Here is a 12,684-nt window from a genome sequence, read left to right as displayed (position 1 = left end):
CAACGACTACTCGCGGTTGAAGGCTCGTGCGATGATGACGTCCTGTTCCACGCGATGGCTGCGTGCCGAACCGGTGGCTGGACTGGCCGAGGAGGCTCGGCAGACACACGAGAGCGGAAACCGGTTGAACAAGCGTTCGCCGAACCGGCAGAACAGATAGCGCCAGGCACCCATGTTCTCCGGTTCGTCCTGGACCCAGACTGCGGGGATGCCCACGGGGTAGTCAGCTAGAATTTTGTCCAGACCTTCTTCATAGAGCGGGTACAGTTGCTCGATGCGGATGATGGCCACGTCATGGCGGTCCCATTCCGCTCGTTCGGCGATCAGGTCATAGTAGACCTTCCCGGTGCATAAGAGGATTCGCTTGACTTCGGCTGGATCACTTTCGAGCGCGTCGGGAATCGAATATTGGAACTCACCGGTGGCACATTCGTCGAGTGATGAGACTGCTTCGGGATGCCGTAGCAAGCTTTTGGGGGTCATGACGATCAGCGGTTTTTTCCAACGGCACAAGACTTGCCGTCGCAAACAATGAAACATTTGTGCCGGGGTTGTGGGGGAGACGATTTGCATGTTGTCGTCCGCGGCCAGGCTCAAAAACCGCTCCAACCGTGCGCTGGAATGCTCCGGCCCCTGCCCTTCGAATCCGTGGGGTAACAACACGACCACGCCGCTAAGCCGATCCCATTTATCCTCGCCGCTGGCGATGAACTGGTCGAAGATGACTTGCGCGGTATTGGCGAAGTCACCGAACTGTGCTTCCCAGATGACCAGTCCGTCAGGGCAGTCGAGGCTGTAGCCATATTCAAATCCGAGCACACCCGCTTCGGACAGCGGGCTGTTAAAGATATCAACCGCGCCTTGTTCGGGAGCAAGATGTCTGAGCGGAATGTAGGAGTGACCGTCGTCGTAGTCACACAGCACGGCGTGCCGATGACTGAACGTGCCGCGACCCACGTCTTGGCCGCTTAGCCGTAATCGCGTTCCTTCGGCAACCACGGTCCCCATGGCCAATGCCTCGGCAGCCCCCCAATCGAGCGGTCGTTTGCCGCCGGCCATTTCCCGACGGGCGGATAACAACCGATTGATTTTGGGGTGCGGAGTGAAATCGACCGGCAGTTCGGTTTGAATCTTCAAGATTTCACTGAGCACCGATTTGTCAACGGCCGTTGAGACGTGGTCCGCCTTGCTCACGTGTCCGCCATGATAGCCCAGCCAAACTCCCCCCAGCTTATCGACGCATTGAATAAAGGTATCGCGGCGGGCAATTGCCAAATCCTTTTCCAGTTCTTTGCGTCGGTCCTCGATGATGGCGTCGGCTTCTTCTTTGGTCATGCCTCGCAACGACAACAGGTGATTCAAATACGCCTCGAAGACCGTGGGACGGTTTTTGATTGCGCGATACATCACCGGTTGCGTGAACATCGGCTCGTCGCCCTCGTTGTGGCCGCGGCGGCGATAACAGTACATATCGATGATCACGTCGCGCTGGAATTCGCGGCGAAAATCGAGCGCCAAATCAACGACCTGTGCCACCGCCTCGGGATCTTCTCCATTCACGTGGAAGATCGGGCTTTGCAGCATCTTGGCGACGTCGGTGGCATAGGTGCTCGAACGCGCCTCTTTGGGGCCGGTGGTGAAACCAATTTGATTGTTGACGATGACGTGAATCGTGCCCCCGGTGGAGTATCCGGGTAACTCGCTGAGGTTCAAGGTCTCTTGGACGATTCCCTCCCCGGCAAAGGCGGCGTCGCCGTGAATTAAGATCGCCATACTGCGGTGACCTTCGGTGTCGCCTTTACGATCCTGTTTGGCTCGTAGTCGTCCCACAGCAACGGGGTTCACGAATTCCAGATGGCTAGGGTTGAAACAGAGTGTGAGGTGCACTTCATTGCCGCCGGCGGTCGTCCAATCCGAACTGTGTCCGAGATGGTATTTGACGTCGCCGCGTCCGAAGTTCAGTTCGGGATCTTTGTCTTCAAATTCGCGGAAAATTAGCCGGGGGCTTTTTCCCAGAATGTTGGCCAACACGTTCAGCCGCCCGCGATGCGCCATGCCCAGCACGATTTCGCGAACACCGTCGTCCCCCGCTTTGTCGATCGCCATATCGAGCAATGGAATCAGACTTTCAGCCCCTTCCAACGAAAAACTTTTGGCGCCGACAAATTTGGTTTGGATGAATTCTTCAAACAGGACGGCGTTGCTCAAACGGGTCAGAATCCGCAACTGCTCGTCCCGGCCCAGCTTGATGTGGTTGGCAGTCTTCTCCATGCGATCTTGCAGCCATTGCCGTACGCTCAGGCTGTCAATGTGCATGAACTGCGCGCCGATGGAGCGGCAATAGGTGGTTTGCAGCCATTTGATCATGGCGCGGATCGTGTTGACTTCCGGTCCGCCGAACCATTCGGTCGACATCGGCCGTTGGAGGTCTTGTTCGGTGAAGCCGTAAAAAGCCGGGTCCAGTTCCGCCGGGCTGCTGCGTGGTTGATCCAGCGGATCGACTGCAGCAATGATGTGTCCCCGCACGCGAAAGTTGCGGATTAATTGGTCCAAGCGTTCCTGCAATCCAGCCATGTCTTGGACATCGCTAGATTTTTTGCCGTTGGTGGAGACGTTCGATGTTGGATTGAACAGGCTGCGTTGGCCGAACGGCGATTGCGCGGATTGCGGAGGCGGACCCTCTTGGCCCAGCATCTCTTCGCGGAACCAAGCCCGCCATTGTTCGGGGACCGACGTGGGATCGCGCTGGAATTCGGCGAAGAGTTGCTCGACGAAGGCCAAACTTTGGCTGTTGAGTTGTTCGCCGATGTGCGTGCCGTTTTGTGTTTCGGCGGGGATGCTGTCTGAGGGAGCGTGATTCATGGGCCTGATGTTGCCGCAACCAAAAATGAAGAAGACTGAATACAGGCAGAAAGCCCGCACACGTTAAGCCGTCAATGTCTGTAGCGCCTCTTCGCGGGTCGCCACGATCGGCACAATTTTGGACATGTTCATTGTGCCTAGAACTTCCAACATCTGTGACGATGCGTTGCAAATGACCGATTTGCCTCCATGCTTACGCACAGCTTTGGCGAAGACAATCATCATGCCGATGAATTCGGACCCGAAATAAAAGGCGTCCGAGAGATCAATCAAGAGGCCTTTGATCTCTTTGTTGGCTAAATCCCGCTGCATGGAACTAGATGCCATGTGAAAATCACGATACCGAAATTCACCCGCGCCGAAGTGCGGGATGAGGATTAAGATATCGCCGTTCTGTTCCGTTTCATAAATACTCATACAGTAACCGTCGTTCCGAATCGAGAATCCCTTTTGTCAGTCCACCACGCGACGATTAATGCGTCCCTATTGGGAAAAAATCAGCGAAATCGGCAACGTTCAGCATGGCATCGCAAAAATCGTACTGCCACACTGCGATTAGTGGTCAAGGGCCTATGGTACCTGATTGGGGCCCGCAAATACAATTGGTTCCTCACGTCCCTTTTGTGCGGTCATTGCCGAATTAGCTGTTCGTGTTGCCTAGCGGTAGGGGTAGAAGATTCCAGCTGAGCGGCAATCACGATTTGCGGCTCGATCCGGCATCGCCGGCGGAAAACTTGGCCAAGGCTGCCGAAGTCCGCGTGAGTACATCTTGGAGTGCGTCCATGGTTTCGCGAGCTTGGGAATCATTTTCCACGCGATCCAGTCGCAGGGCGATTTCAGGAATGCGGCTGGTTAAGGACTTGATCTGCTTTTGCTCGTTCTCGAACTGCTCATCGGCCAGTTTGCGTTCCGTCACATCCCAGAAGAGGACCTGCACACCAATGAGGTGCCCTTGAGCATCCTGCACGGGGGCCTTAAAGACTTCGACATAGCGGATGTCGCCGTCGATGTTTAAATGCCGTTCGACATCGTGCAGGACTCCGCCCCGTTTGAGCACATCGGCATCATCGCGGCGATATTTTTCTGCCATTTCCTGGGGAAACAGGTCATAGTCGGTTTTGCCGATCAACTCGCCGGGGCGCGAGCCCGATTCTTGGCAAAACCGCTGATTGGCGAACAGAATCCGCCCCCCAAGATCCTTGAAGATGACGTTCACCGGCATGCATTCGAGCAAGGCGTGCGAAAGCTCTTTCGAAACGGGGAAACCGTCGACGGAAGAAGACCGGGGCTGATCTTCGCTGGCCATAATGGCGTTCGCTGGCAAGTACAGGGTTCCCACACGTTGTCAATCGAGTCTGTTGGACAACTCTGTTTGACAACGCAGCAACTGAGTTGCGGCCCGCCCTGTTGCATCAACGGTTTGGGGGGCCGCGGCATCCTCTACCCTCGGTTCTAGTGGCCCGCAGGTAATCTAATCCGATATGGGGTGGTTTGCAAGATGGAGCAGCGACCGGGAGACTCGACTAGGTAGTTTCATCAGGTCATAAAAAATCCTTTGATGCATTTGGCCGATCGGGATCTGAAATTTCCCGAACATGTTCAACTCGGTTGTGACTCGCGCACTAACGCTGCCTGTGCAGGCCGCCGGTCCGTTCGACAAAACGGCGCCAACTTTCGATGGCACGGCTCCGTTTCTGCACGGAACCATTGCTGGGATGGTACCCCAAAGTTCCCTGCTTTTCTGAAAGATGTCGCACTTCGTCAAAGGCCATCTCCCGAATCACTTGTTGATCGTGTCCCATCCACTTCACCAATTGCAAGGAAGGCGCCAAACGTTCGGCGTCGGCCTTGGGAATCCCCCACAGGAGACGATAGATCACGTCGGGGGTTTCTTCGTAGTAAACCTTGGAAAGCTCTTGTTTGAGTTTGTCGCCATTTTCGGGATCGGTCGGCAACCAGTCCCGCAGTCCATCCGCGGCAGCCCGCCGGGCGCTTTCAGATTCCGAACCGGAAAGTGCTTTGACCAACACTTCGTAATTTTCGGTCAACGCAAAACATTTGACTCCCAAGGCGGCAATGTCCTCGTCGGCGTGGTCGACCGCTCCGACCAACGAAATTTCGATCGGCTGTACTTCGTCAAATTCGCGTGCGAAGCGGCGGCTGTGCTCCAATTGCTTACCTGTCAGCTTGGGCATACCAAGCCAATTGGGCATGGTCGTCAACGGAGCGGACGGCTCAACGGTTCCGTCGGCACTGACCTGAGGGCGTTGCCCCAGGGTTAAGGGAATCCAAGCGGGACCATCTTTGACGATTTTGAGTTGTTTACCATCAAAGAATTGAATTGTCCCCGCTGCGACATAGAGGTCGCCGGTGTAGGAATTGTCTCCCAACGGTTGGTCCGATCCCTCGGGACGACGCGGGTTAATTTCCAAGCCCCAGACGGCGTCGGGCGTGAGGAATTTGACCTGCCACAATTCATTTCCCACTCTCAAGCCAATTTCGATCGGCCCGTCCTGTTTGTTTGCCGATTTTGAATTTCCGCGAAAGACAAACCGGCCGCGGGTGACTTGAATCGTGCAGTGACCCGCTTCTGTGGGCTCGGTCAATTCCATCAATGATCCGTTTTGACTGCCCGGCAACAGTGTGACGTGTGTGTTTCCTTCTGAGAGTCGGATCGATGCGAAATAGGGATCCGGTACCGCAATCCGATCCCCCGGGTGGAGTTTTGATCGGGGGGCTAACTTACTCCAGCCCGCTTCGTGGGGGTCATGGACCAACATGATTCCGTTTTGTCCGGGCTGATATTGCGCAGTCACCGGCGGACGCAGTTTTTTGGGGGGCACCGGGACCGTTTCCAACGGCTGTGGAGGTGTCTCGACAACCGCAACTTTGTCCTGCTCGCTCTCAGCGGAAACAAGTTCCGGTCCCGGTTCTGTATCGCTTGTTGCCGTTGCCGTTTCCGTTGCCGTTTCAACTGGCGACTCAATCGGCGTTTCTTCCGCCGGAGTCGGGGGCAATGGGGTTTCGGTTTTTGTTTCTGTATCCAGATCCGTTTCTACCGGGACATCCGGCGGGAAGAGGCTGTTCTCCTGCGGATCAACCTCGGGCAAAACCGTGCCAATTTCGTCAGGCAGTGTGGAAGCGACTTCCACCGCACCATCGGGTGGCGCAGGGGGATCGATGGATGCTTCGGGGGCGAACGTTTCAATTTCAGCGAGCTGTGTCTCATCGATTTCATCCGCGGATTCCGTCTCTGTCGGCGGCTCAACCACTTCCTCGACGGCCTCTACATCTTCAGTACCGGCAAGCTCAGCGCTGGCAATTTCCACGGGTGCTTCATCAACGGTCGGCTCCTCTTGCACGGGCAGTTTGGGCTGCTTTTTCTCAACTGCCGCCATCTTTGCCTGCCCGCCTGTGCCGGCGGCGTTGTTTTCGTCTGGCTGATTGGAGGCAAAAATCATGAGCCCGACCAGCAACAGTCCAGCTGTGACTGCCGCAAAGGGGAGTGCGCGTTTCCACAGCGGCGGCTTTCGCAAATAGTCGGGAATTCCCTTGCGAAAGTCGTCCTGCTCAACAACTGCCGGACGAGCGGCAACCGGCTGCGGTGCGGGACGAACGCCCGACTTCGCTTTGGGCCGCTCTTTCGCGGGGACTGGTTCCGGAGCGGGGCTGGGCAGCGTGGCGACTTGTTCCGGAGCGGTGAGGGCGTAAATCCGCTCACGGCTTTCCGGAACAATATCGACCGGTTCGCCCAGGACGAGTGTCAAAATCTGATGGCAACCCGCTACCTCAGCCAAATAGATGTCTGATTCCAGAGAGGTCTTCTCCACGTCCGCCACCTTCTCCGGTGGCAACGTGTTATCCAAATATTCGGCAACCGTGTTGGGATCCAACCCGCTGCCGGGACCGGTTAGCGTCGGGGCGGTCAGCCGTCGTCGTCGTAAGACCTCGCGGATGCGGTTGATCAACGACGTGGCGAAATGGCTGTCGGCAATTTTTTCGCCGAGTTCCTTCGTCTGCTTCGGCTCTAAAATATCGTCGAGATATGCCAGCAGAGTTCTTAGGGTCAACCGCACGGTCCTACTCCTTCACATCAAATTTCAATCAACGTCGCGTTGGGGGGAAACATCCCCCTACCCCTGTTAGTGGCGAAACGGCTCGCATTTCGTACAAGAAAATCCCTAAAAAATTAAAAAACCTCAAATTCCGTGAAATCCACCCGTCAGTTCTCTCAAAACAGCGGAGAATTTTGCCGAAGGAGGTTACGATGGGTGTACGTTCGTCCCATTCTCCCCTGAACCGCCGGAGGTCCGCGATTCGATGCTGACTCGATTGCCGTTCCTATACTGTTTGTTGATCGCCGCCGTTTTCTGTGCGGCGCTGCCCCATTCCGCCGTTGCCGAGGAAACAGCCAAGCCAAAACGGTTGTTGCTCATCGGCCAAGGGCCAGACAATCACAAACCGACAACGCACGAATACATGGCCGGCATGCAGGTCGTCGCGCATTTGCTGCAGGGGGTCGATGGTCTGCAAACGATCATCACCAAGGCAGACGAACCGTGGGCCGAGGGGCCGGAGTTGCTCGACGGCGCCGATGGAGTGGTGCTGTTTGTCTCGCAAGGGGCGAAGTGGCTTAGCCAGAACCCGGAGCGGTTAGCTGCGTTTGAGCGGCTCGCCCAACGGGGCGGCGGTTTTTCGGTGCTGCATTGGGGAATGGGAACCCGCGAGGCGGCCGACACTGCGTCGTTCGTGAAACTCTTCGGTGGCTGCCATGGCGGACCGGACCGCAAATACAAATTCCTGACGACAACGATGTCCGTCGCTGATGGTGAACATCCCATCACGCGCGGCTTAGAGACGCTCGAACTGGACGAGGAATTTTACTACCAACTGAAGTTCCCCAAACCGCCGACTAAAATTACGCCATTGATCAAAGCTCGCATCGACGACCAAGACGAAACCGTTTCCTGGGCCTGGCAACGCCCCAACGGCGGCCGTTCGTTTGGCTTTAGCGGATTGCATTTCCATGACAATTGGAAACAAGAAACCTACCGTCGCTTAGTCAAACAGGGCATTCTCTGGACACTGAAATATCCCATCCCAGAGAAGGGCACCGATGTGGCGGTAGAGGCATCAGTGTTGGAGTTGAAACCTCGTAAATAGCCCGTAGGGCAGGCTCCCGCCTGCCCTCGCGCGAGGACACAGTTTCAACGGCAGGCAGGAGCCTGCCCTGCGTCTTGTTCATGCAATCGTAACAAAAAGAAAGAGGTGACTTCTATGAATACAAAGTTCGATGTCAATCACGCGCTGAAGTCCATCCGCATAATGTCGTATTGGTTCATTGCCCTGCTGGTGATGTGCCCTGTGTGGGGTTTCTTCTTTGGGCGTTCCGATGACGGCGGCGGCATGACTAACTCGATGTTCATTTTTTTCGTCGCTATGACAATTGCCGGCCCTTTGGGCAGTGTCTTGACCATGGTGTATGGAATGTTTCAATCCCAACAGTCAGAAATCGAGGACTTGAAATCGGTTATCAAACAACTGCAAGGCACTGAACAACCCGTAGAATCAATGTAGGGCAGGCTCCCGCCTGCCGTCACGCGAAGAGACGGTTTGAATGGCAGGCGGGAGCCTGCCCTACGGTTTTCTCTTCAGCCAAACCAAGGAACTTACCACCACATGAAGCACTGTCTCACAACCGTCTTTTGTCTCGCCTGTCTCCTCACCACCGCAAACGTTCAAGCGGAGCGGTTGGTTTTGGTGGGGGCTTCGTATGGTAAAAATGTGCTTGCCATTTGTGATGCGGATGGCGAAGTGATTTGGTCGCACAAGACTGCTGGGCCGAGCAAGGGGCATGCGGGGCATCATGATGTGCAGTTGTTGGCCAATGGGAACATTCTGTTCCACGATAGTTGGACCCAACTCACCGAGATGACCTTGGATAAAAAGGTCGTCTGGACGTATGACTCCGCCACGATGAACGGTAATGCCGGCAAACGGGTCGACGTGCACGCTTTTGCTCGCCTGCCCAACGGAAACACTTTGATTACCGAGAGTGGCGTGGGGCGGATGATTGAAGTCGACGGTGCGGGGAAGATTGTGCATCAGATCCCATTGAAACCGGGTGGCACGCAGTCGACGCGGTTGGTGCGGATGACGCCTCAAGGGACATACCTCGTCTGTTCCGAAGACCCCGGCGTGGTGACGGAATACAATCGCGACGGGGAAATCGTTTGGGAGTACCCGGTCAAGACCCGCGTTTACGGAGCCATTCGCTTGCGTAACGGCAACACGTTGATCGCGTCGGGTGGCGGCAATAGCGTATTGGAGATCACCCCCGACAAACGGGTTGTTTGGGAAATCAAGAACAAGGTGCCCGGCACCGACGTGGAACTGAAATGGACGACTTGCCTAGAGGAATTGGACAACGGCAACTTTGTCGTCGGCAATTGCCATGCGGGGCCGGACAATCCGCAGATCTTTGAAATCGATCGCAACAAAAACATCGTCTGGGAATTCGATGAATACGACCTCGTCGGCAACGGCCTCGCGTGTTGGCAGATTTTAAACGACGAGCAATCCGCTCTGGTTCGCAAGAAACTTGCCGAGATTGAAGCCAAGTGACAGAAGTTTTTAGCCACGGATTAACACAGAGGACACAGAGAAGGAGACTGTAGGCTGTAGACTTTAGACTGTAGGAAAACAACTGATTTCCGACGGCCAAACCTACAGTCTAAAGCCTAAGGTCTAAAGCCTTTTTTACTCTGTGTCCTCTGTGATCTCTGTGGCTAGAATCTGAAGGCGAGGCTCCTGCCGAGCCTCGCTGGCATGTTTGGCGCACGATTATTGTTGATACTTAAGGACACCTCATGCGTATTTTTATGGCTTTGTTGTTGCTGCTGATTTGTATTCCAGGCAAGACTGCGTTTGCGGCGAAGCCGAATGTGATTTTGATTAGCGTCGATGACCTGAATGACTGGGTCGGTTGTTTGGCGGGGCATCCGCAGGCGTTGACGCCGAATATTGATCGGTTGGCGGCGCGGGGGGTGTTGTTTGCCAATGCACATTGCCAAGCCCCGGTCTGTCAGCCGTCGCGAGCCAGTCTGATGGTTTCGCGGTTGCCCTCGTCGACCGGGTTGTATTTTCTCAATCCCGGCCTGCCGCAATCGGAGGTGACGAAAAACGAGAAGACGATTCCCGAAGCCTTTGCCGATGACGGCTACCAGGTCATGGGAGCCGGCAAGTTGTTTCACAGTCAGGCGAATCAGCAGATCTTTAACCGCGTGGGGGAGTACGGCGGAAGCTTTGGTAGTTTCGGTCCGCGGCCCAAGGAAAAAATCAGCCAACCACACGGACATCCGTTGTGGGACTGGGGTGCATATCCCGAGCGGACCGAAGAGATGCCAGATTATAAAATCGCGACCTGGGCTGCAGAGAAGCTGAAAACCGAAGGGGACAAACCGTACTTCCTAGCGGTTGGATTTTTCCGTCCGCACGTCCCGATGTATGTCCCGCAACTCTGGTTTGATCTGCATCCCCGCGAGAAGGTCCTACTACCGGTGATCAGTGAAGGGGACATCCATGATCTGTCCCCCTATGCACGGAATCTGGTGACGCTCAAACATGTTGCGCCGGAGCATCAATGGGTTCAGGAGAGTGGACAATGGTCGCATGCAGTGCAGTCGTATTTGGCCTCGGTCAGTTTTGCCGACTTTTGTGTGGGGAAGGTCCTGGATGCATTGGACCAGCGGGCGGACAAGGAAAACACGATCGTCTGTTTATTCTCCGACCATGGCTTTCACCTGGGTGAAAAAGAGCGCTGGGCGAAGCGTTCGTTGTGGGAAGATGGTACGCGGGTGCCGTTGATCATCGCCGGACCGGAAATCCAACCGGCGGTCTGCGAGCGTCCGGTCGGTTTGATTGATATTTATCCGACGCTACTGCAGTTGTCCGGCCAAAAAGCGAATCCACAGCATGAAGGGCAATCACTCGCGCCGCTGCTGGAAGATCCGTCGCGCGCCTGGGACCGCCCGGCGATCACGACCTTCGGCCGCGGCAACCATGCGGTCCGTTCGACGCGCTGGCGGTACATTCATTATGTCGACGGTTCGGAGGAACTGTATGATCACGACCACGATCCCCATGAATGGACCAATCTGGCCGGCGATCCGCAGATGAAGAGCGTCCTGGACGCCCACCGCAAAAGGCTGCCCAAGGAGGAACAACCGATTCTGGGCAAAGGTTCGACCGGTCATAAAGCGTACGAGGCGGCCGCGGCGGAGTTGGAGGGGAAGTAGATTGCGATGCAATCCGTGCCCCCCATTGTTGGGGCTACCCGGTTGTGTTTGTGCGGAAATGCGATATCATGGGCCGGCGACATACGTAGTTTCACAAATACTCACCGAAAGCGAATGAATTATGATTACGGTCGGCATGAATTATCACGTCATTGAGGGGAAGCAGCAGGAGTTTGAAGACAAGTTTGCCGGCGTGATCGACGCGCTCAAGGCAGCTGAGGGGCACGACAGTTCGACGTTGTGGAAAGATGTCAGCGACGATGCTTCGTATTTGATCACAAGCGAATGGTCGGACGAGAAGGCGTTTACTGATTTCATCCACAGCGACGCATTTCGGGCAGTGACCAACTGGGGCAAGGAACAAATCCTCAGCGGCCGTCCGCAGCACAAGATTTACAAGCATTAGGAGGGGTTTGGAAAATCGCGTCAGGTAGCTGCCTGGCCTATGCACTGCACGCCCTACGAGGTGTTGTTCGATGAATGACGAAGCGAGGAGAGTTGGTGGCGGGTTCAAATGTGAACCCGCCTTATAATAATTCCATACTGTGAATTCGTAATGTCTTGTGGCCCCTGCGGTTGCCAGGAACCTCGAGGGGCGTCGCTCAACCTATCGTCTGGGAGAATAAAGCAGATGTCCGCGCGAACTTACATGATTTCTATTCGATCGCTCGAAACCGTCAAGAAGTCCGTCGGGTCGAAAGACGCCGACCTTCTGAACGCATTTCTTCAGGGATTGCCGGAGGATAGTCATGCTAGCGATTATGCCGAGGAAATGATCATGGGTTCAGCCCCAGCGATGGAGCCAGGGTGCTGGAACTATGTGATCGAACCATTGGCAAAACATCTCGACTTAGCTCCGTATCGATTGCCACTCGATGATTGGCAACATTACGACATCTGGGAAGAATACCGAGAGATTGCTGATCCATTGGTTTCAGAGTCTAGTCGACAACTCTTGGGTTTCCTAGAAGCAGGAAGACCGTTGGTCGGTACGAACGTTGATCACGATGGTTGCATGTTTGGGTGGTTGACTGCGTCGGAAGTGAATAGTCTTTTTGATGAACTTAACGCGCTTGATCCTGAAGCATTTGAGGACTTAGACGGGTTCCACGAAGAGTTCATCGACGCGCTTAAGGAAACCGTTGATCGTAAAGATGAGTTGTTCTTTGGAGCTCACTAATCACCGCTCGCAATTGCGCGGGTGCCACTGGCTTCGCCAGTGCAACGCGGGGTAACACCAGTAAAGCGAGTAGACCAGACTGTCGTTTGAAAGCTTAACGAAGCGACGAGCCTGAGGGTAACGGTATCACATGCCGCCGATTGACATCGCGCTCGTGGAACCGTTCTGTTGGTAATGGGTCGGGCACCTTCATGTGCCTGCGGCGCACGGATTGCGATGCATCCGTGCCACCCATTGTCTATCTTCAAACCGCCCGCGCAGAAAAAACCGCCCGGGGGTAAACAAGCCACCCGGGCGGTTGACCACACCAAACACTCTGCGTCCATATCTCCAAACAGCACTGCA

Annotated in this window: 10 protein-coding genes; 6 read left to right on the top strand and 4 right to left on the bottom strand. The window is 55.3% G+C overall.

From position 1 onward, the window contains the following. Positions 1 to 6: 6 nt before the first annotated feature. The 4 genes from Mal52_RS26470 to Mal52_RS26455 form a co-directional block, all read right to left on the bottom strand. Positions 7 to 2,862, bottom strand: coding sequence for a 2-oxoglutarate dehydrogenase E1 component (locus Mal52_RS26470; protein ID WP_145379676.1), 2,856 nt, complete (start codon positions 2,860 to 2,862; stop codon positions 7 to 9). Between the two features lie 63 nt (positions 2,863 to 2,925). Beyond that, positions 2,926 to 3,279 (bottom strand): STAS domain-containing protein, encoded by a 354-nt coding sequence (locus Mal52_RS26465; protein WP_145379674.1) that lies wholly within the window; start codon positions 3,277 to 3,279, stop codon positions 2,926 to 2,928. Positions 3,280 to 3,556: 277 nt separating this feature from the next. Next, a complete protein-coding gene (locus Mal52_RS26460) occupies positions 3,557 to 4,168 on the bottom strand; it encodes a PAS domain-containing protein (RefSeq protein ID WP_145379672.1) in 612 nt (203 codons plus the stop codon). A gap of 316 nt (positions 4,169 to 4,484) precedes the next feature. Then, positions 4,485 to 6,938 (bottom strand): hypothetical protein, encoded by a 2,454-nt coding sequence (locus Mal52_RS26455; RefSeq protein ID WP_145379670.1) that lies wholly within the window; start codon positions 6,936 to 6,938, stop codon positions 4,485 to 4,487. Positions 6,939 to 7,182: 244 nt separating this feature from the next. Here Mal52_RS26455 and Mal52_RS26450 point away from each other — a divergent pair, with 244 nt between their 5' ends. The 6 genes from Mal52_RS26450 (at position 7,183) to Mal52_RS26425 (ending at position 12,339) form a co-directional block, all read left to right on the top strand. After that, positions 7,183 to 8,025, top strand: a complete 843-nt coding sequence (locus Mal52_RS26450; protein ID WP_145379668.1) for a ThuA domain-containing protein — start codon at positions 7,183 to 7,185, stop codon at positions 8,023 to 8,025. 114 nt (positions 8,026 to 8,139) lie between these two features. After that, positions 8,140 to 8,439, top strand: a complete 300-nt coding sequence (locus tag Mal52_RS26445) for a hypothetical protein (RefSeq protein ID WP_145379666.1) — start codon at positions 8,140 to 8,142, stop codon at positions 8,437 to 8,439. Positions 8,440 to 8,541: 102 nt separating this feature from the next. Next, the gene (locus Mal52_RS26440; RefSeq protein WP_145379664.1) at positions 8,542 to 9,486 is read left to right on the top strand and encodes an outer membrane protein assembly factor BamB family protein; all 945 of its coding nucleotides are present in this window, start codon (positions 8,542 to 8,544) and stop codon (positions 9,484 to 9,486) included. Positions 9,487 to 9,731: 245 nt separating this feature from the next. Then, the gene (locus Mal52_RS26435) at positions 9,732 to 11,159 is read left to right on the top strand and encodes a sulfatase (RefSeq protein ID WP_197534480.1); all 1,428 of its coding nucleotides are present in this window, start codon (positions 9,732 to 9,734) and stop codon (positions 11,157 to 11,159) included. Positions 11,160 to 11,280: 121 nt separating this feature from the next. After that, positions 11,281 to 11,565: an antibiotic biosynthesis monooxygenase family protein gene (locus tag Mal52_RS26430; RefSeq protein ID WP_145379663.1), complete on the top strand. Its 285-nt coding sequence runs from the start codon at positions 11,281 to 11,283 to the stop codon at positions 11,563 to 11,565. 225 nt (positions 11,566 to 11,790) lie between these two features. After that, positions 11,791 to 12,339 (top strand): DEAD/DEAH box helicase family protein, encoded by a 549-nt coding sequence (locus tag Mal52_RS26425; RefSeq protein WP_145379661.1) that lies wholly within the window; start codon positions 11,791 to 11,793, stop codon positions 12,337 to 12,339. Positions 12,340 to 12,684: the final 345 nt, after the last annotated feature.

The organism is Symmachiella dynata (assembly GCF_007747995.1).
Classification (GTDB): domain Bacteria; phylum Planctomycetota; class Planctomycetia; order Planctomycetales; family Planctomycetaceae; genus Symmachiella; species Symmachiella dynata.
The sequence above is the reverse complement of the archived record's forward strand: the minus strand, read 5'-3'. Positions and strand labels throughout refer to the sequence as shown.

Excerpts from the sequence above, each read along its gene's own strand:
- Mal52_RS26470 (WP_145379676.1), bottom strand. The coding sequence starts at position 2,862 with ATGAATCACGCTCCCTCAGACAGCATCCCCGCCGAAACACAAAACGGC.
- Mal52_RS26465 (WP_145379674.1), bottom strand. The coding sequence starts at position 3,279 with ATGAGTATTTATGAAACGGAACAGAACGGCGATATCTTAATCCTCATC.
- Mal52_RS26460 (WP_145379672.1), bottom strand. The coding sequence starts at position 4,168 with ATGGCCAGCGAAGATCAGCCCCGGTCTTCTTCCGTCGACGGTTTCCCC.
- Mal52_RS26450 (WP_145379668.1), top strand. The coding sequence starts at position 7,183 with ATGCTGACTCGATTGCCGTTCCTATACTGTTTGTTGATCGCCGCCGTT.
- Mal52_RS26445 (WP_145379666.1), top strand. The coding sequence starts at position 8,140 with ATGAATACAAAGTTCGATGTCAATCACGCGCTGAAGTCCATCCGCATA.
- Mal52_RS26440 (WP_145379664.1), top strand. The coding sequence starts at position 8,542 with ATGAAGCACTGTCTCACAACCGTCTTTTGTCTCGCCTGTCTCCTCACC.
- Mal52_RS26435 (WP_197534480.1), top strand. The coding sequence starts at position 9,732 with ATGCGTATTTTTATGGCTTTGTTGTTGCTGCTGATTTGTATTCCAGGC.
- Mal52_RS26430 (WP_145379663.1), top strand. The coding sequence starts at position 11,281 with ATGATTACGGTCGGCATGAATTATCACGTCATTGAGGGGAAGCAGCAG.
- Mal52_RS26425 (WP_145379661.1), top strand. The coding sequence starts at position 11,791 with ATGTCCGCGCGAACTTACATGATTTCTATTCGATCGCTCGAAACCGTC.